The 19,048-nt window shown below is 43.2% G+C and carries 18 protein-coding genes; 11 read left to right on the top strand and 7 right to left on the bottom strand.

Annotation, left to right across the window (positions count from 1 at the left end; translation table 11 throughout):
- Positions 1-47 precede the first annotated feature (47 nt).
- Entirely contained in the window at positions 48-1,913 is a 1,866-nt protein-coding gene (locus tag CWI32_RS07745; RefSeq protein ID WP_100535019.1) for a SurA N-terminal domain-containing protein, read from the top strand.
- Between the two features lie 64 nt (positions 1,914-1,977).
- Here the strand turns inward: CWI32_RS07745 and CWI32_RS07750 are convergent, their stop codons facing one another.
- On the bottom strand, positions 1,978-2,847 hold the full coding sequence (locus CWI32_RS07750) for a DUF2797 domain-containing protein (RefSeq protein WP_005096774.1): 870 nt from the start codon (positions 2,845-2,847) through the stop codon (positions 1,978-1,980).
- 34 nt (positions 2,848-2,881) lie between these two features.
- On the opposite strand from CWI32_RS07750, the gene CWI32_RS07755 reads away from it, so the two are divergent.
- Together CWI32_RS07755 and CWI32_RS07760 are read left to right on the top strand one after the other, a co-directional pair.
- A complete protein-coding gene (locus CWI32_RS07755) occupies positions 2,882-3,352 on the top strand; it encodes a DUF6231 family protein (RefSeq protein ID WP_005096775.1) in 471 nt (156 codons plus the stop codon).
- Positions 3,353-3,450: 98 nt separating this feature from the next.
- Positions 3,451-4,131, top strand: a complete 681-nt coding sequence (locus CWI32_RS07760) for a YidB family protein (RefSeq protein ID WP_100535020.1) — start codon at positions 3,451-3,453, stop codon at positions 4,129-4,131.
- Between the two features lie 65 nt (positions 4,132-4,196).
- Here the strand turns inward: CWI32_RS07760 and CWI32_RS07765 are convergent, their stop codons facing one another.
- From CWI32_RS07765 to CWI32_RS07775, 3 genes are read right to left on the bottom strand one after another with little or no spacing between them, the layout of a single operon-like run.
- Complete coding sequence (locus CWI32_RS07765; protein ID WP_005096777.1) at positions 4,197-4,811, bottom strand: OB-fold-containig protein; 615 nt, start codon at positions 4,809-4,811, stop codon at positions 4,197-4,199.
- Between the two features lie 20 nt (positions 4,812-4,831).
- A complete protein-coding gene (locus tag CWI32_RS07770; RefSeq protein ID WP_171304337.1) occupies positions 4,832-5,140 on the bottom strand; it encodes a Rieske (2Fe-2S) protein in 309 nt (102 codons plus the stop codon).
- A gap of 14 nt (positions 5,141-5,154) precedes the next feature.
- Positions 5,155-6,159, bottom strand: coding sequence for an adenosine kinase (locus CWI32_RS07775; RefSeq protein ID WP_100535022.1), 1,005 nt, complete (start codon positions 6,157-6,159; stop codon positions 5,155-5,157).
- Positions 6,160-6,436: 277 nt separating this feature from the next.
- On the opposite strand from CWI32_RS07775, the gene CWI32_RS07780 reads away from it, so the two are divergent.
- From CWI32_RS07780 to CWI32_RS07790, 3 genes are all read left to right on the top strand, one after another.
- Positions 6,437-6,889, top strand: coding sequence for a GNAT family N-acetyltransferase (locus CWI32_RS07780; RefSeq protein ID WP_100535023.1), 453 nt, complete (start codon positions 6,437-6,439; stop codon positions 6,887-6,889).
- A 165-nt stretch (positions 6,890-7,054) separates the two neighbouring features.
- The gene (locus CWI32_RS07785) at positions 7,055-9,994 is read left to right on the top strand and encodes an insulinase family protein (protein WP_100535024.1); all 2,940 of its coding nucleotides are present in this window, start codon (positions 7,055-7,057) and stop codon (positions 9,992-9,994) included.
- A 21-nt stretch (positions 9,995-10,015) separates the two neighbouring features.
- Entirely contained in the window at positions 10,016-11,158 is a 1,143-nt protein-coding gene (locus CWI32_RS07790; RefSeq protein ID WP_100535025.1) for a phospholipase A, read from the top strand.
- A 72-nt stretch (positions 11,159-11,230) separates the two neighbouring features.
- On the opposite strand, the gene CWI32_RS07795 is transcribed toward CWI32_RS07790, so the two are convergent.
- From CWI32_RS07795 to ilvA, 3 genes are all read right to left on the bottom strand, one after another.
- On the bottom strand, positions 11,231-12,571 hold the full coding sequence (locus tag CWI32_RS07795; protein ID WP_074382832.1) for a TrkH family potassium uptake protein: 1,341 nt from the start codon (positions 12,569-12,571) through the stop codon (positions 11,231-11,233).
- Entirely contained in the window at positions 12,568-13,224 is a 657-nt protein-coding gene (locus tag CWI32_RS07800) for a potassium channel family protein (RefSeq protein WP_005171105.1), read from the bottom strand. Before CWI32_RS07800 ends, CWI32_RS07795 begins: the two co-directional genes overlap by 4 nt.
- Positions 13,225-13,386: 162 nt before the next feature.
- A complete protein-coding gene (gene ilvA / locus CWI32_RS07805) occupies positions 13,387-14,925 on the bottom strand; it encodes a threonine ammonia-lyase, biosynthetic (RefSeq protein WP_005171103.1) in 1,539 nt (512 codons plus the stop codon).
- Positions 14,926-15,029: 104 nt separating this feature from the next.
- Between ilvA and rpiA the strand changes: the two genes are divergently transcribed.
- The 5 genes from rpiA to clpS all read left to right on the top strand — a co-directional run bounded on the left by rpiA (position 15,030) and on the right by clpS (position 19,044).
- The gene (gene rpiA, locus CWI32_RS07810; RefSeq protein WP_005096791.1) at positions 15,030-15,701 is read left to right on the top strand and encodes a ribose-5-phosphate isomerase RpiA; all 672 of its coding nucleotides are present in this window, start codon (positions 15,030-15,032) and stop codon (positions 15,699-15,701) included.
- A 149-nt stretch (positions 15,702-15,850) separates the two neighbouring features.
- Positions 15,851-16,528 (top strand): M48 family metallopeptidase, encoded by a 678-nt coding sequence (locus CWI32_RS07815; protein WP_100535026.1) that lies wholly within the window; start codon positions 15,851-15,853, stop codon positions 16,526-16,528.
- A gap of 201 nt (positions 16,529-16,729) precedes the next feature.
- The gene (argC, locus tag CWI32_RS07820) at positions 16,730-17,785 is read left to right on the top strand and encodes an N-acetyl-gamma-glutamyl-phosphate reductase (protein ID WP_171304333.1); all 1,056 of its coding nucleotides are present in this window, start codon (positions 16,730-16,732) and stop codon (positions 17,783-17,785) included.
- Between the two features lie 77 nt (positions 17,786-17,862).
- Positions 17,863-18,612 carry a DUF6776 family protein gene (locus tag CWI32_RS07825; protein ID WP_074382830.1) on the top strand — a complete coding sequence of 250 codons (750 nt, stop codon included), beginning with the start codon at positions 17,863-17,865 and terminating at the stop codon, positions 18,610-18,612.
- A gap of 18 nt (positions 18,613-18,630) precedes the next feature.
- Positions 18,631-19,044, top strand: a complete 414-nt coding sequence (gene clpS / locus CWI32_RS07830; RefSeq protein ID WP_100535028.1) for an ATP-dependent Clp protease adapter ClpS — start codon at positions 18,631-18,633, stop codon at positions 19,042-19,044.
- Positions 19,045-19,048 lie beyond the last annotated feature (4 nt).

Below are 19,048 nucleotides of genomic sequence, written 5' to 3' on the forward strand. Positions count from 1 at the left end.
GGGTATTTTCGGTTAAAATCCTTTGCAAATAAAATATTGGAATACTTATGGAAGCTTTTCGTAAAGTTATTAAGGGTTGGTTGGGTAAAGTTTTACTCGTTCTGTTTTTGACCCCGTTAGCGCTTGTAGGTATTGAAGGATATTTTAGCGGCGGGAGCTCTGATGCGGCAAAATCCGTGAACGGAACTGAAATATCTCAAAAAGAATTAGAGTCACTGACGAAATCATTTAAAGAACAATATCTCAGTTATGCCAATGGCGATGAAACCTTGCTGAATCAAAGCTTCATTGACCAGAAAGCCATGGATACTTTGGTTTCACGTACCTTATTGCTACAACAGGCAGAAGAATTAGGCATCAGCCTGAGTGACCAGCAAATTGTACAGATGATTGCCCAGCAGCCGACTTTCCAGCAAGATGGTAAGTTCTCTGATGCTTTATATGAGAACTATCTTAAATCAATTGGCATGACCAATCGTGCTTTAGTCGAAAGTTTGCGTAAAGATCATGCGCTGAAAATGCTGTCTTCGACATTCCTGGACTATCCACTGGTGAGTCCGGTCGAAATGCAGCAAATTGCCGATTTACAGACTGAACAACGTCATATTCATATTTCCAGTATTAATCTGGACAGTTATAAAAAAGATGTCAAAGTCAGCGATGCTGAAGTCGCTGCCTATTATGAACAGCACAAGGCATCGTTTACACAGCCGACCAGTGTAGATATAGACTATGTGGTGTTGAAGCCAAGTGATATTCAAGCACAGGGTTTGGCAGTGACAGATGCTGAACTTCAGGAAGCGTATACAGCCTTTGTTGCGACACAAAAACAGGCAGTTAAACCAGAGGTGAAGCATATTTTGATTACGGCGGACAGTCGTAGTGATGCTGAAGCACAAAAACTGGCTGCAGAAGTGGCAGCGAAAATTAAAGCCGGTAACACTTTTGCACAGGCTGCAGCACAATATTCTGAAGATCCTGAATCCAAGTCTAAAGGCGGAGCAATTGCAGTTTATGAAACTGGCGTATTTGGTAGCACATTTGACCAGACTGTTAGCTCTTTAAAATCAGGTCAGGTCTCTGCTCCTGTGAAAACAGATTATGGCTATCATATTATTTCTGTGCAATCACCTGATGTGGCTGTGCCATCTTTTGAGTCACAAAAAGCACGTTTATCTGAAGAGGTTTTGACTGCTAAAAAATCCAATGCATTCTCCGATACGGTGAATAGCTTGAATGATATGGTGGTGGGAAGTGATTCTCTGGAGGTTGTTACACAAGAAGTGAAAGGCGTGCAGGTTCAGAAAGCCCAAGGAGTAAAACTTTCAACCCGTGACCCAGTGTTGAGCGATGCCAACCTTAAAGTCAAACTGTTTAATGATGATGTCAAAAATGGTGATCGTAATGCTTCATCAAGCATTCAGTTGGCCAATGGTGATGTGGCCTGGATCAAGGTGCGTGACTATCATGCAGCTGGTGAACAAACACTGGCAGAAGCGAAACCGCGTGTTCAGGCTCAATTGATTGAAGACAAAGCCGCTGCTTTGGCAAAAGCAAAAATTCAGAAAGCTCTGGATGAGTTCAAAACCAAACCTGCTGCATCAGTCGCCAAAGGTGCTTTGATTTTTGAAGATGCTGGCGTGTATACCCGTGCTGAAGGTTTGCTAAAACGTGATGTACAACGTGCCGCTTTTAGTCTTCCGACACCAAAAGCAGGCCATTGGTCAGTGACCACAGCGAAAATGCCAAATGAGCTGGTCGTGGTTGCGGTATCAGAAGTAAAGAAAAACCCGGTGGATGTATTGAGTGCAGAGCAACGTAGTGAGTTGGTGAAGTTGTATCAGCAACTTCGTGGTCAGCAAGAATTTGATGACTATACGCGCTACCTGAAATCTCAGGCAAAAATCAAATAAGACGATCTTGAATAAAAAAACCAGCCTGCGGGCTGGTTTTTTTATGCTCTAGCCAAATGAGGGTTTAAGCACGAATAATCAGTTCATAACCGGTATATTTACGCATATTGATTACACCGGTATCCAGAATTAAATACTGACCTTTAATACCCTGTAATTTGCCACGAATCACCGGAGTTTTATCCAGATTATGTGATTTAATCTTTTCTGGATATTGCTCGACCGGATAAATAAACTCGCGTGCCAATTCCTGCTCAAGCACTTCAATATTTTCATTAAACTCAAGATTCTGATTAAATTCTTCACGAATGCTTTGAATTTTAGGTGCAAATTCTTCTAACAGCTGTTCACGGACTTCAATCAGATTCAGTGGTTCTGCTTCACCTTTGAGCAGCTTGCGCCAGTCTGTTTTGTCTGCGACCTGCGTACCAAACATGACTTCCAATTTGCCAGAGAGGCGACGTGAGCCAACTTTCATAATCGGCAGGGCTTGGGTTGCGCCCTGATCCAGCCAGCGGGTCGGCATTTGGCTGGTACGGGTAATCCCGACCTTCAATGCACTGGAATTGGCTAGATAGACAATATGCGGTTGAAAGCAGACATTCTGGGCAAATTCATCTTCGCGGCAAGTGCCTAAATGATAATGACAGGTTTCTGGCTTCATGATGCACATATCACATGAAGCATTGGTCTTAAAACATTTAAAACAGTGACCTTGCGAGAAAGATTTTGAGGTTTTATTGCCACAAGATACGCAATAAATCTTCCCCGTCCATTCAATCTCGATGTCTTGGCCTAAATTAAACGGAAGATCGATTTCTGCACGATCCAGAATTAATTTATACTCAACATTTGCCCGCTGTATCTGTTGATCAGTTACACTAAGGTCTTTGAGGCCGACATGCATTTTATGGCAAATGCCCTGAAGTTCCATAAAGATTACTCACTTAAATCATAAGGATGCAGTTATGGCTGAGCAGAATGTCATTACTTCAATGCTAGACGATTTCGCACAGGAACAGCCAATTCATACTGCTATTTGTATTGGGCAGGACTTAAGGCAAGTCCAGTTTCAGCCATCTATTCAATGGCACTATTTTAGCGTATCTGGCTTTTTAAATCTGCCTTTTCAGCAACGTTATGACCTAGCTGTGGTAATGCTGGATACGATAGAAACCGAACATTTGTCTGAACAGATCATGAGTCGAATCTTGGTGAAATTGCGTGATTTATTTGCTAAACGTCTGGTGGTGATCAGTCGGCTGCAAGATGAAAAACTATTGAGAGCTTTGGGATTTACCCAGCTGATTGACAAGACCACGCACGGGGCGGATTTTGCGCTGTGGCAGTTTAATATTTTAACCTATAAGCATGTGCCCGACTGGTTTAATTCCAAGTTCTGGGCCAATCCGGAAAACTGGGATAAATTTCGCTGGTAAGCCTATGCCTGCTTAATTGCAAATATTAACACAATCCTGCCTAGACAATATGAGGACAGACCGTATTCTGTAACTATGATGCATACAGGATATAGAGCATGACGAATCTGAGTAATATCGTGGAAATATTAGCCAAGCAGGCATTGGGTGGCGGGCAGTCTCAAAAGCAATCTTCACAGCAGGGTGGTCTGGCAGATATCCTGGGATCGGTACTAGGTCATTTGAATAAATCTCAGACTCAACAAGATCAGAGTCAACACAATCAGAATCAGCAGAATCAAGCCGGCCAGCAGACCCGACAAAATGGTTTGGGTGCAATTTTAGGTTCAGTTCTCAGTCAGTTAGGTGGGGTAAATCGTCAAAGTACTGCTCAACCCCGTTCAGGATTGGGAGGAGGTTCGACTGGCAAAACCTTATTGATTGCGGTGCTACCTCTGGTACTGGCCTGGATTCAAAAACAGGGTGGTTTACAGGGTGCATTGGATAAGCTTAAAGGACAGGGGTTGAATAGTCAGGTTGATGACTGGGTGTCGACTGGCCCGGGTGAAAATGCCAATGTCGATCCGCAGCAGGTACAAAATCTGTTTGATGATCAGGAAATTGAAGAAGTTGCACAGCAAACTCATGCGCCTAAACAGGATGTGTATAGTGCAATTTCACAAGTTTTGCCGCAGATTATTGACTCACTTACGCCACAGGGTGAACAGACCAGTAAGCAGGAAGCCAATAATGATATTCAAAATGTCTTGAATATGGTCTCAGGGCTTCTCAAAAAATAAATTCCATCATGTAAAAATCCCGATTTGAGTCGGGATTTTTTAATGCTATGCAGACTTTAAAATCGCTAATCTAGGTTCAGGCTAAACAGCTGGTTAGAGTCGCAGATTTTTTTGGCAATATAATGAGATTTTCGGGTGCGAATTAAAATAATTTGCGATTGAAAACCCAGTTCACCAAATTCCGGTTCTACCTGTACATAATGCAGTTGTCCATATTCATCTCGAACCCGCGCTTGAGCAGAAAATCCAGGGCGGGCATTGCCACTTGAAATCGTTGCCAGACGGCCGAGCAAATTGACATTATTCTTTTTATATTTGGGTGGAATGACCTGATCCAGGCAATGAATCATGAAAATCGTAAAAAAAGTGGCAATAATTAAAGCTGGAATAATCAGATAATAAGCCGGCAGAAACTCAAACTCCTGAGAATAGATCAGGAATTGTAAAACATAGCCAGCAAAGCTGAAATTCATCAGAAAGAAAAATACAATTAGGGTTTTGGAGAATTTGACATTCAACAGGTCTAATTGTTGAAAATTATAAGGTGAAATTTTTTGCAAAAATTTGCTGGATCTGAGTCCAAAATAGAAACCAATGGTTTTCACCACGCCAAACAAAATAATCGCCAATAAACTGAGATGAAAAGGCATCAGATTATAGTCTAGAAAAAATGCAGGCATGGTGAAGTCCGTTTTAGGTCTTATTCTGTGAGGTAAATTCCACCATCAGAATGCACGGTAATTTCTACTTTTTCAAGTGACTGACCTTGGCAAGGCCCGGAAATACATTCACCGCTTTCTACCAAAAATAGTGCACCATGCGTTGAACATTCAATAAATTCCTGATCACGATCCAAAAACTGGTTTTCCAGAAATTCCAGCTCGACTTGCAAATGCGGACACAGGTTTTGATAGGCATAAAAAGCTCCATCGCGCTGGGTAATAAAAATAATATCCCCATTCTCCAGTTCAAAAGCTCGGGCTTCACGCTCTGGAATATCTTCGGTCATACAAATTTTAAACATTAAGCACATTCCTTCTGAAAGTCTTGTAATAATGCCGCATAGTCTTCAATCGCTAAACGTGGGCCAAATTGCGAAACCACCTGACTGGAAATTAAAATCGCCAGTTCAGCCGCAGTTTTAAGGCCTAGGTTGGCATTCAAGGCATACAAGAAAGCCCCGGCAAATGCATCACCGGCACCATTCGCATCTACTGCAGTAACTTTGCGGCCAGGAACTTTAAATGTATTGTCGTGATCCGAAATAAGTGCACCCTCGGCTGACAATGTAATGACAACGTGTTGACTGAGTGTTTTTAATTTAACTAGAGCCGCGTCAATATTATCGGTCTCTGTATACATCAGGGCTTCTTGCTGGTTACACAGCAACAGGTCGACACCTTCTGCAATCATTTCATCCAGACCGGCACGCGCATATTGCACCATGGCAGGATCCGATAAAGTTAAAGCAATTTTAACTCCGTTAGCGCGGGCAATTTCACGTGCCTGTTTGACGGCATGGCGTGCTGTTTCAGAAGTCGATAAATAACCTTCGATATATAGCCATTTCGCAGTATTTAGCGCACTAAAATCAATTTGTTGATCCGTGAGTTCAGCAGTAATACCTAGATAAGTATGCATGGTACGTTCAGAATCAGGACTCACCAGAACCATACAAGTTCCCGTTACACCTTCGCTGATCGACTGGATTGTGGTCTGAATGCCTGCATCATTTAAACCTTTCAGATAGATTTGCCCCAGTTCATCATTACCAACACGGCAACCATAAAATGCAGAACCGCCAAGTGCAGAAAATGCCACGGTAGTGTTGGCGGCTGAACCGCCTGAAGCCTGACCCTTATAAACTTGAGTCGCTTGAAGGTTTTGATAAAGTCTGGCCTGAGTATCACCATCTGTAAGTTGCATGGTGCCTTTTTGCAAGTGATGTGCAGTTAAAAAGTCGTCAGACACTTTAAATTCTTGGTCAATCAGCGCATTACCAATTGCAAAAAGATCAACATTTGCCATGTTCAAATATCACATTAAAAATGAAAGTGCCAAGTTTACACGATTGCTTGGGATTGCTGTAGTTTGCTGAATCATTTTCAAATATTTTCCAAAAATACTGTATTTTGTTCAGTGACTATCTTTGGTCTAAGATTTGACTTATTTTTATGCACTACGTTGCTGTAGCATTGATTTAAGCATCAAATTTTATTTATAAGGATATATCGCGTTCGACATGATACTTTAAAGTCGTTCTGCGAAGATCATTCTTCACAATCATTTCAAATAGTGTGCGTATATGGATATTAAAATTGTAAAAGTTGAACAACTTCCTGACCAGGTCGAAACGCTAGCGACCCTTGCGCGTAAAGAAGGCTTAGATGTGATGGATAAGTTAATTGAAGAATATCGCACCGGTAAAAACTGCTTTGCTCAAGCCAATGAACATTTACTGGTCGCGCATGATGGCAAAAAACTGATTGCCTGTGGTGGCCTAAACCAGCAATGGGGCGATAATGGCATTGAAGAGCGGATTGGTCGTGTGCGCCGTTTCTATGTCCATCCAAAATATCGGCTGCATGGGGTCGGTAAACAGCTTCTGGCTTATCTGGAACAGTTGGCAGCTCCGCATTATTCGGCCTTATGTCTGCAAACAGATACCCGACTGGCTGCCAGCTTCTATCAAAAACAGAATTATGTATTTGTGGAAAATAATCCAAGTTATAACTACTTCAAATATTTGATTTCGTGATCTTGCGGCTGTTGAGCCAGACTTAGCCAGTAAATTTGATGATTTAATTTTCAAATGATCAAGTTTACTTAATTCGATCAAAATCCTCGGTTTTCAACGTGAATAATTTAGATAACTAAAGCTATAATGTCCTTAGTTATTTTAATTAAAGCATTAGGAGATCGCATGACTGTAGATGTCACTGAAACCATTTCTCAAACTGTACATCCTGCGTTTCAGTTGTTACGTCAACAACATGTTGAAGCTTTAGACATTTTTGTGTCTGAATATAAACATAAAGTGACTGGTGCCACACATTATCACCTGGCGACCAATCACGATGAAAATGTCTTTCTGGTGGCGTTTCGTACCCAGCCGATGGATTCTAAAGGCGAAGCACATATTCTGGAACATACTGCATTATGCGGTTCAGAAAAGTTCCCGGTGCGCGATCCATTCTTCCTGATGATCCGCCGTTCATTGAACACCTTCATGAATGCTTTTACTGCGGCAGACTGGACGGCTTATCCATTTGCAACGCAAAACAGCAAAGATTTTCAAAACCTGCTTGAAGTGTATATGGACGCGGCATTTGCAGCGAACCTGAATCCACTGGATTTTGCTCAGGAAGGCATTCGCATTGAACTGGAAAATGGCGAGCCAGTCTATAAAGGCGTGGTCTTTAATGAAATGAAAGGGGCGATGAGTTCTCCTTCAGACCAGCTTTATCACACGCTGGCGCATCATTTATATCCGCATACCACTTATCATTATAATTCTGGCGGTGATCCTAAAGATATTCCTGACTTAACTTACCAAGAGTTAGTCGATTTCTATAAGTCACATTATCATCCAAGTAATGCAGTCTTCATGACTTTTGGTAATCAATCTACATTTGAACTGCAAGAACAGTTTGAAAAACTGGCATTGTCCAAATTTGAGCAAGGTCAGACCTTATATCCAACGCCTGAAACCCGTTTGACTGCACCATTGACTGTGACAGACAGCTATGCGGTCGATGCTGAAGATTTGCAGGACAAAACCTATCATGTGCTGTCATGGTTATTGCCAGAAGCCAGCGATATTAAACTGCGTTTGGGTATGCGTTTAGTCGAAGGGATTTTGCTGGAAGATTCAGCATCACCACTGCGTCATTATCTGGAAACCTGTGATTATGCACAGTCTAGTGGTCCATTTATGGGTGTGGATGATTCTAATTTTGAAATGACCTTCTACTGTGCGGTGCAGGGTTCAAATCCTGAACATGCGGAAGAATTTAAAAATGGCGTGTTTAAAGTTTTAGAAGATGTTGCCTCTAAACCGGTCGATCAGAATATGGTCGATGCAATTTTGCATCAAATTGAATTGCATCAGCGTGAAATCAATGGGGATGGCACGCCTTATGGTCTGAGCCTGATTCTGAGCGGTTTGGGCAGTGCGATTCATCACCGTGATCCGGTGGAAGTCTGGGATGTGGATTCCGCGATTGCTGCGGTGAAAGAAGAACTACAAGATCCAATGTGGTTATCCAACCTGATTCAAGAGCATCTGCTGGATAATCCGCATCGTGTACAACTGACGCTGGTTCCGGATGCGACCAAATCTGCCAAAGAAGCGGCCGATGAAAAAGCCCGTCTGGCTGAAATTGGCAAGAATCTGACCGAAGAGCAGAAAGCAGACATTATTGCCCAGACTGAAGCATTGAATGTGCGTCAGGATACACCGGATGACTTGAATTTATTGCCAAAAGTCGGTCTGGAAGATGTACCTGCGGAATTACAGATTGTTCAGGGCCAGTTACGCGAGATTATCTGTAATCAGGTCGATACGCCGTTGAACCTGTATCATGCCGGTACCAATGGTATTTATTATCAACAGGTTTTAGTGAATATTCCAGATGACGTGGTGCAGTCGCCATACTTCAACCTGCTTTCGATCCTGATGGGCGAAGTCGGTGCGGGTGAATATGATTATCTGGAATTCCAGCAACTGCAAACTGCAGTAAGTGGCGGTCTGGGTATGGGCGCATCGCTGCGCTCTAAAGTCGATGACAAAAACAAGATCACGGCTTGGCTGACGCTGACCACCAAATCACTGGTGAATCATTTAGATGCCATTCGTCTGTTGAAAATCGGTTTTGAACAGCTACGTTTTGATGAAAAAGACCGTATTATTGAACTGTTACAACAGCGTAAAACACGTTGGCAGTCACGTGTTTCCGGTTCGGGGCATAGCTATGCGATGCAATCTGCATCTCGTCAGCACAGTGCCTTGGCATTGCGTGATTATCACAATACTGGTCTGGGTGCATTAAACTGGCTGATCGAGCTGGTCTCTAAAATTGAAAAAGATCCGGCTGAATATGATCTGTTGATTGACGAGTTAAAACGAATTCATCGTGTCCTGTTGCAAGCACCGAAGCAGTTCCTGCTGGTGTGTGAAGAGCCACAATCTGATAGCTTGATTGAAGAAATCCAGAATGTCTGGGACAAACTGGCGGTTGATCCTGCACCGGTTGCATTGACTCAAATCGAAAAAGTGACGCATGATCAGCATGAAGCCTGGTTAATTCAGGCCAATGTCCAGTTCTGCGCGGCTGCTTATCCGGCGGTCGAAGTGGCGCATCCTGATGCTGCTGCCTTGATGGTGCTGGCAGGATATTTACGTAATGGCTTCCTGCACAGTGCAATCCGTGAAAAAGGTGGTGCTTATGGCGGTGGTGCCAGCTATGACGGCAATGCCTGTTCATTCCGTTTCTACAGCTACCGTGACCCGCGTCTGGCAGAAACTTTCCAGGACTTTGATGCCAGTATTCAGTGGTTACTCAATGCGCCGCAACAGCCACATCAACTGGAAGAAGCGATTCTGGGTCTGATTGCCAGTATGGATAAACCGGGTTCACCAGCGGGCGAGGCAATCACTGCATGTTATGCCTATCTGCATCAGCGTACACCAGCATTCCGTAAGAAATTACGTGAACGTCTGTTAAATGTCACACTGGATGACTTAAAGCGTGTTGCACAAACTTATCTGCTTGAGCAGCAGGCCACTAAGGCAGTCGTGGCGCCAGTGGCAAAACGTGAAACGCTGGAGCAGCTTGGTTTTGTAATTCAACAAGTTCTATAAATAAAAAAATGAGGATAAGGGATGGCGCTTAATTCGTTTAAGCGCTCAACTCTGCAGCTGAGCGTTGTGCTGGGCTGTACAGTTGGGACGCAAGTGAATGCGGAAGAAAAAATAGTGGTGAATAGTCCCATGCCGGCAACGGCTGAAGCTTGTGCAGCACTGGAAATCAGTGCAGAACGTCTGGCCTGTTATGATAGCTTGTTTAAAATAGTGGTTACCGATAAGCCGGTGATCGTTTCTGAACGTCGTGCAGCAGCAGAAATTGCGCCTGAACCGGATAATTTAAAAGCCAAAATTGGACAAACCGTTTCCAATATTTATGCTTCTGAAGGATCAAAGCTGACACCAAATCTGTCTTTGCTGGATAGCCGCTGGGAATTGTCTCCGGAAAGTAAACTGGGTACCTGGAACATCCGTTCTTATCAGCCAATTTACCTGATGCCCGGTTTTTGGACTTCAAAGAAAAATGAATTACCCGAGAGTGAAAATCCCAACAATATAGAGACAGAGAAACAGAATCTCACCTCAACTGAAGCTAAGTTTCAACTGTCTTTAAAGACCAAGGCGGTTGAAAATATTCTGGGGAATAATGGGGATCTCTGGCTCGGTTATACTCAGTCTTCACGTTGGCAGGTCTATAACTCGGAAGAGTCACGTCCGTTTCGTGAAACCAATTATGAACCCGAAGCAAGTTTTGTTTTGCGTACCAATTATGACCTTTTTGGTCTTAACTGGCGTATGTTGGGACTAACCATTAATCATCAGTCCAATGGCCGTTCTGACCCGTTGTCGCGTAGCTGGAACCGCGTCATGCTGAATCTGGGCTTTGAAAAAGACAATTTTGCCCTGATGGTTCGCCCTTGGTATCGCTTTGAAGAGAATCGTGACGACGATAACAATCCCGAGATCAAGAACTATATTGGACGCGGCGACATGACGGCTTTTTATCGTCATAACGAGCATGATTTTTCCTTGATGCTGCGTCATACCTTAAAAGGCGGTGATGACAATCGTGGTGCAATCCAGTTTGACTGGTCATTCCCGATCAGTGGCCGTTTACGTGGTCAATTCCAGCTTTTTGATGGCTATGGCGAAAGTCTGATTGATTATAACCATCGTGCCACTTATGTGGGCTTGGGTGTTTCCTTAATGAACTGGTTCTAAGTTTCCAGGCTTCATCATTTTAGAATTAATATAAAAAAACCATGCTGTAGCATGGTTTTTTTATTGGGTGGTTTAACCAATCTGGATTTCTGAAGGCGGATGTTTGATTCGGCTCTTTTTCGGGGTAGCAATGAAATAAGCTAAAGTCAGTGGCCCTAAACGTCCTGCAAACATTAACAGCATCAAAATAATCAAACTGGCAGGTTGCAGTTCTTCGGTTATTCCTCGGGTCAAGCCGACCGTACAGGCTGCTGACACGGCTTCAAATAACAGATCGAGAAATTCATGTTCAGGTTCCAGAATTAATAAACTCATAAAACCCATCACAATTAAGGCTGCCGTAATACAGACCACAGCCAGTGCCTTAAACGTAGTTTTTTCGGGAATAGAATGATTAAACAGACGGATTTCATCTTCACGTCTTAAAAAACTGATTACGCTAATCAATACAATAATAAACGTGCCGACTTTAATTCCGCCCGCCGTACTTAAGGAGCCGCCGCCAATAAACATCAGAAACATGGTGACGAGGGTCGATGCATCACTCATTTGCTCCATCGGTAAGCTATTAAAGCCTGAAGAGCGGGGAACAGTGGCATGGAACCAGGCATTCACGGCTTGATCGCCTAGACTCATCAGGCCCAAAGTTTGCGGATTAGAGGCTTCGAGCAGCCATAGCACAATAAACGCACTTAAGTTAAGACCCAGAATCGTCGAAAGAATGAGCTTGCTATTGGTACTTAACTTGCGCCAGCGTCTATGTTGCTTGACATCCATCAGCACCAGAAAGCCGATACCACCAATGATATACAGCATACTGATGGTAAAGGTGATCAGATACTGCCCTGAAAAGCTCATCAAGCTATTTGGAAAAAGCGAAAATCCACCATTATTGAACGCTGACACACTATAAAAGGCAGCATAAAAGAGTGCTTCACTGAACGGATATTCTCTGAGCCAGGACAAGGTCAGAATCAGCGTACCGATAGCTTCAAAAAACAGGGAATATAAAAATACCGCTTTAATGGTAAAACTGACTTTTTTCAGGCTGGTCTGGCCAATCGATTCCTGTGCCATGACTTGCTGTTTGAGCCCCATCTTGGGTGCCAGACTCATCACTGCCAGAATGGCAAAGGTCATAAAACCCAGTCCACCGCATTGCAGCAGAAACATAATGACAATCTGGCCAAATACCGTATAGGCTTCACCGACATTCACTACGGACAGTCCGGTAATGGTCACCGCAGAAGTAGCCGTGAAAATGGCTTGCAACCAGCTGATATCACCCTGATGGGCAATAGGTAACATCAGTAGCAGTGAACCGATCAGGATTAATCCGAGAAAACCCAAGGCCAATAAACTCGGCGGGCTGAGATTAATGGTTCTATGTTGCTTTAAGTCAGAACTTCTCATAGCGCTTTAAAATATCTGGCGAGATGGCGTAAAGGCTCCAGTAATCCTTCAACCACAAGAATATCGCCTTCCTGCAGAATCAGGTCGGATGCGACCTGGTATTGCACCACTGATCCGCGCTTATGTAATAAGGTGGTGATTTCAGGGGCGTGCTTCATCAGTTGGTTGAGCGGCGTAGCATGATGATCGGCATGAATCTCAATTTTGACAATATAATGATCATCTTCCAGTGCCATATAACGACTGACCATCGGGTAGCTTAAAGACTGAGCCACACGCACGCCCATATCTTCTTCAGGATGAATGATTTTCTCGACATTGAGATGGGTCAGAATCATGTGATGGGATTTGGATTTGGCTTTTACCCAGATTTTTTTGACGCCCATATTTTTCAGGTGCAATACACACAAAATACTGGCTTCAATATCTTCTCCGATCGCCACGACTACGGCATCACAACGCTGCACATTCAGTTCATCCAGCACATGCTCATCGGTTGCATCGGCAATTACAGCATGGGTCAGTTGATCAGAAATATTTTCTACATATTTTTTATTCAGATCGATTCCGATCACTTCATGATTCAGACTGATCAGTTGCGTGGCCACAGTCGCACCAAAACTACCCAGCCCAATCACTGCAAATAATGCCATGAATATTGTCCTAACTATTTTTATTACATCTCAACTTTAGTGTAAGAGAATTTCGTAAAAATTGCGCTGCTATTCAGCAAGCTATGCCGAGATAAATAGTATGATCATGATTTTGAGTTGCACATAAAAAACCGCCTCGAAAGGCGGTCTATATTTTAACAATTACTTCAGGAAGCGCTGATAGCCCAGATTATTGGTAATTTCCTGATATGGATATGTAATGGTTTCAAGGGTTTCAATCAAGCCATCCGGATTCTGCTGCGCATCGGTCGCCTCCAGACCCACCAGAACACGCCCTTCCGCAGCGCCGTGGTTACGGTAATGGAACAGGGTAATGTTATGCGTTGGGCCAAGACGTTCCAGGAACATTAATAAAGCACCAGGACGTTCTGGAAATTCCACCCGGAACAGGCGTTCATTTTCAATATCGGCATGACCACCGATCAGGTAACGAATATGCAGTTTTGCCACTTCATCATCAGACAGGTCATCGACGTCATACTGGAATTTTAGCGTTTCATAAATTTCCTGACGTTCTTTTTCACCATTTTTTAAGCTGATCCCAACAAATACTTGAGCAGCAGAGACATCACTGGCACGGTAATTAAATTCGGTAATATTGCGACCTTGCAAAGCGCGACAGAAGTTGAGGAATGAACCTTTCTGTTCCGGAATCGTCACGGCAAAAATCGCTTCTTTACGTTCACCGAGTTCGGTACGTTCGGCGATATAACGCAAACGGTCGAAGTTCATGTTAGCACCGCATACAATCGACACCATATTTTTGCCTTCGATTTTATGTTCTTCGACATATTTTTTAATGCCGGCCAATGCCATAGCACCTGAGGGTTCGACAATGCTGCGGCATTCGTCATAAGTATCTTTAATGGCTGCACAAATTTCGTCGGTATTGACCAGTACCACATGTGGTTCTACGATCGGGCCAGAATTATCTGACTTTTGCAGGCGAATCACTTCAAATGGTTTTTCACCAATTTGTGCAACGGCTGTACCGTCAGCGAATAAACCCACAGAAGGTAAAATGACACGTTCATTGGCCTCTAAAGCTGCTTTTAAGCATGCCGATTCGTCATATTCCACCGGAATGACTTTGACATGCGGGGCAACATCACCTAGGTAGGCTGCCACACCTGCGATCAGGCCACCGCCACCTACCGCTACAAATACATAATCGACATCACGCCATTGACGCAGAATTTCATTGGCAATGGTACCTTGACCCGCCATCACCAGCTCATCATCATAAGGCGGAATAAAAGTCATGCCATCTTCTTGAGCACGTTGAATTGCATATTTGTTGGCAACGTCGAATGAGTCACCATGTAAAACAACTTCACCCCCAAGGCGTTTTACCGCTTGGACTTTAATATCTGGTGTTGTTTTTGGCATTACGATAATGGCGCGAATACCCAATTTTTTACCCGATAATGCCACGCCTTGCGCATGGTTGCCTGCTGAAGCTGTGATGACACCACGTTCCAGTTGAGATTTCGGCAATTGACTAATGCGGTTATAAGCACCACGTAATTTGAATGAAAAAACGGGTTGTAAATCTTCACGTTTAAAGCGGATGTTATTATTGAGTCGTTCGCTAATTCGTGGTGCTGCTTCGAGTGGAGTTTCGATTGCAACATCGTAGACCGTTGCTTGTAATATTTGTCGAACCAAACGAGACAGCATGTTAATTTTCCATCTAACAGTTTAAAATAGGCGCTTATTGTAACAAACCATACGGCTTTGCGGTTCGAAAATACTGCAAAAGTCCAAAATAGTTGAGTGAAGCCATGAGTCTATATGCAACCCAAGATGAGAAAAAACAAGCAGCGGCCCGTGCTGCTCTGAAACACTTACCAAAAGGCGGCATTTTAGGCGTAGGTACCGGAAGTACGGTTAACTTTTTAATCGATTTATTGCCAGAACTTCAGTTAGAAGCGGCTGTGGCAAGTTCTGAAGCAACGGCGCAACGTCTTAAGAAGTTAGGCATTGAAGTGGTCGATATGAACTCTGTCGGCGGACTAGATGCTTATGTCGACGGCGCAGATGAAATTGATCGTCATTTGCATATGATCAAAGGTGGTGGTGCAGCACTGACACGTGAAAAAATTGTGGCATCGATTGCGAAAAAATTTGTGTGTATCGTGGATGATTCAAAATGGGTCGGACAATTGGGACACGATTTCCCACTGCCAGTTGAAGTAATTCCTATGGCACGTTCTGCGGTTGCACGTAAAATTGTCTCTTTGGGCGGTGATCCTGCATATCGTGAAGGTGTCGTGACTGACAATGGTAATGTGATTTTAGATGTGCATAATCTGAATATCTTAAATGCACTTGAGCTTGAAAAAACGCTCAACAACATTCCTGGCGTGGTCTGTAACGGAATTTTTGCGATTAATAAAGCGGACATCGCAATTGTGGCAACCAATGACGGTATTGAAGAACGTACTGCGGTTTAATCCTTTAATTTTATAAATTAAATTCCCCTAAATCTCCCTGAGCGAAGTTTTAAAGCACTGCTTTAAAACAAGTGCAAGAAGGGAGACTTTTAAAAGCCCCTCTTTGAAAAAGGAGGGTTAGGGAGGATTAAAAATAAAATCAATAAAATATGACCCCAAACCTCCCTGAAATCCAAATCACTCGAAAATTACGCGCAACACGCTTGAGACTGCGTGTAGAGCCGACGCAAATTAAATTAACTGTGCCGCAGTTTTGTACACAGCGCCAAGTTCAAGAGTTTTTAAAACAATCAGAACAATGGCTGATTAAAACCTGGCAATCGCAGCAGGAAAAAGTCCAAAAAATAGACCGAACGCTACCAACTGAGCTGCAGTTGTTTAATTTAAACGTGCCAGTTCAGATTCATTATCAAAGCCAGAAACATAACTTTGTTTTCGATTCTGAGAAGTTCCAGCTCTGTGTCAGTGATCGACATTCTGAAGAATATTTAACAGCTTTTGTCATCAGCTATGCCAAAGACCAGCTTCCCCTATATTTAAATCTTGTCTCACAGCAATGTAATCTGCCTTTTAAGAAGTGCAATATTCGACAGCCCAAAACCCGCTGGGGCAGTTGCTCTGCTCAGCATGACATTATGCTGAATAGTGCTTTGGTGTTATTTCCCGAAGAAATTACCCGTTATGTCGTGGTACATGAACTGGCACATACCCAATATTTTGATCATAGTCCAAGGTTTTGGGCGGAAGTTCAGAAATATGATGCAAATTTTCAACAGCATCGGAAAATGCTAAAAAATACGCCGTTGCCATATTGGTGGGAAGCTTAAATTGAACTGAATAGAGAATGAGAGGGAAATAAAGGCTTAAAATAGCCTAAGCAATATAGATATTACTTTTCCATCTCTCTTTAATTTTAAAATTGTCTTCAGTGCTTATAAAAAACCAGTAATCCCCGCTGAAACAGTTTAGAAAACCTCAACTTCCTGTCATACTACGCAGTTATGAAATGGAAACTTTGATTTGAGGTAGTGATCGTGATTACTGTTGGTATTGTCGGTGGTACAGGTTATACAGGCGTTGAATTGTTGCGTCTTTTGCTACGACACCCAAATGTACAGGTGAATGTACTAACATCACGTACCGAAAATGGTCGCCGTGTAGATGATATGTTCCCAAGCTTACGCGGACATACCGATCTTCAATATTCAGATTTAAATATCGATGAACTTAAAAAATGTGATGTCGTGTTCTTTGCAACGCCGCATGGTGTCGCAATGAAACATGCCGAAGCGCTTGTGGCTGCAAAGACCAAAGTCATTGACCTGGCTGCAGATTTCCGTTTACAAGATCTGCAACAGTTTGAAAAATGGTATGGCATGCAACATGCTTGCCCAGAACTGTTGAAAGACTCTATTTACGGTTTATCTGAATTGAATCGTGAACAAATTAAACAGGCCAATGTAGTTGGAAACCCGGGTTGTTATCCAACCACGGTTCAGTTGGGGCTGGCGCCAGTATTAACATCAAGTGACGCATTAGTGAAACCTGAAAGCATTATTATTGATGCGAAATCAGGTGTGTCGGGTGCAGGTCGTAAAGCAAGCTTGGGCGGCATCTATACTGAAAATGCCGATAACTTTAAAGCCTATGGCGTAGCAGGTCACCGCCATCACCCTGAAATTGTCGAAGCCCTGGAAAATATCTCAGGTCAAAAAGATGTGTTTGATCACATTTTATTTGTTCCGCATTTGGTGCCAATGATCCGTGGTATGTTGTCGACCATCTACATCGATCTCACTGAAGCAGGACAAGCAGCAGATTTACAGGCATTGTATGAACAGTTCTATGCCAATGAAACTTTTGTCGATGTCATGCCAGCAGGCAGCTCACCAGAAACCCGTTCAGTGCGTGGTGCCAATCAGTTGCGTATAGCCTTGTACAAGCCGCAACCGACCAAGCTGGTAGTCCTGGTTGTACAGGATAACTTGGTGAAAGGTGCAGCAGGTCAGGCCGTACAAAACATGAACCTGATGTTCGGATTTGCCGAAGATGCTGGCTTAAATAATATTGGTTTATTACCATAAGAAACGTATTAGAACTTCACACACATTTAGATTTGGATTTAAATGTGTGTCTTGAATAAAGCAAACAAGAGATCAAAATGCCGAATAACGAGTCAAATACGACCATTCCTCAGGAACCAGCTGCAAAAAAATCTTTGATGAAAGGCAATACGCCCTTGGTCATTGGTGCGGCTGTATTGATCTTGAGTAGTGGTGTGCTCGGATATACCGTAGGACACCGTCAGGGTTTGACTGCGGCGGGTTATGATGCAGATGCAGAGCAACTGGTCGATGTGGTACAGACACAAAAAGCCAGTCTGGAAACATTAAATAAGAATCTGAATACTGCGGTTCAGGAGCGTGATCTGGCGGTGAGTAATGCCAATGATCTCTATCTGGCCATGACCAAGGCGCGTGATGAACAGGTGCAGGCTGAAAGTGTCGGAACCATTTATCGCGAGGTCTTACGTCAGCGTGGCGGTTTGGCTTTGGCCGTGCAAAACCTGTCGATTAAGCCTTTGCCTGAAAATGCCTTTGAATATCAGATTGATCTGGTTCAAGTTAGTCCGGGCAAAAGTCGTGCCTCAGGGAGTATTGAATTACGCTTGATTAAAGGGACTGAAATTCTGGTGGTGCCACTGGAAGACAAAAACTTTAATTTTGAAAATTATGAGCGTTTAACCGGTCGCTGGAGCATGCCAAAAGGCTTTAAGCCAGAATTTATTGAGATACGTCTCAGCGGTGCCAAACCGGTGATCCGTCGTTTTAGCTGGGAACAGGGCAAAGCAGTTGAAAATCAATCTGCCGCCTTGTCAGAAATTCCGAAAACCGAAGCAAATGCAAATTAAGTGTGAAATATAAATCTTATGCCAAGCAATAAACGTCAAATGTGTTTAAGTGATATCAAAAATTCTTTTTATGAATCTGGAATTGTTGATTGGCATATCAGCCCGCATTTAGCAAATGAACCTCTGGAAGGTGATGATTCTGACCTTGCTGTGCAGACTGCACCGCCAGAACTGAAACGTCCGCCCTTATATGCTGTCGTTTTAATGAACGACGACTATACCCCGATGGAATTTGTAATTGAAATTTTACAACAATACTTTGCAATGAATCTTGACCAAGCTACACAAGTAATGCTAACTGTACATTATGAAGGAAAGGGTGTAGCTGGGGTCTATCCTCGAGACATTGCGGAAACCAAAGCGAACCAAGTCAATAATTATGCTCGATCACAAGGTCATCCATTACTTTGCCAAATAGAGCCTAAAGATTAAGGGG

This window comes from Acinetobacter pseudolwoffii (assembly GCF_002803605.1).
GTDB lineage: Bacteria > Pseudomonadota > Gammaproteobacteria > Pseudomonadales > Moraxellaceae > Acinetobacter > Acinetobacter pseudolwoffii.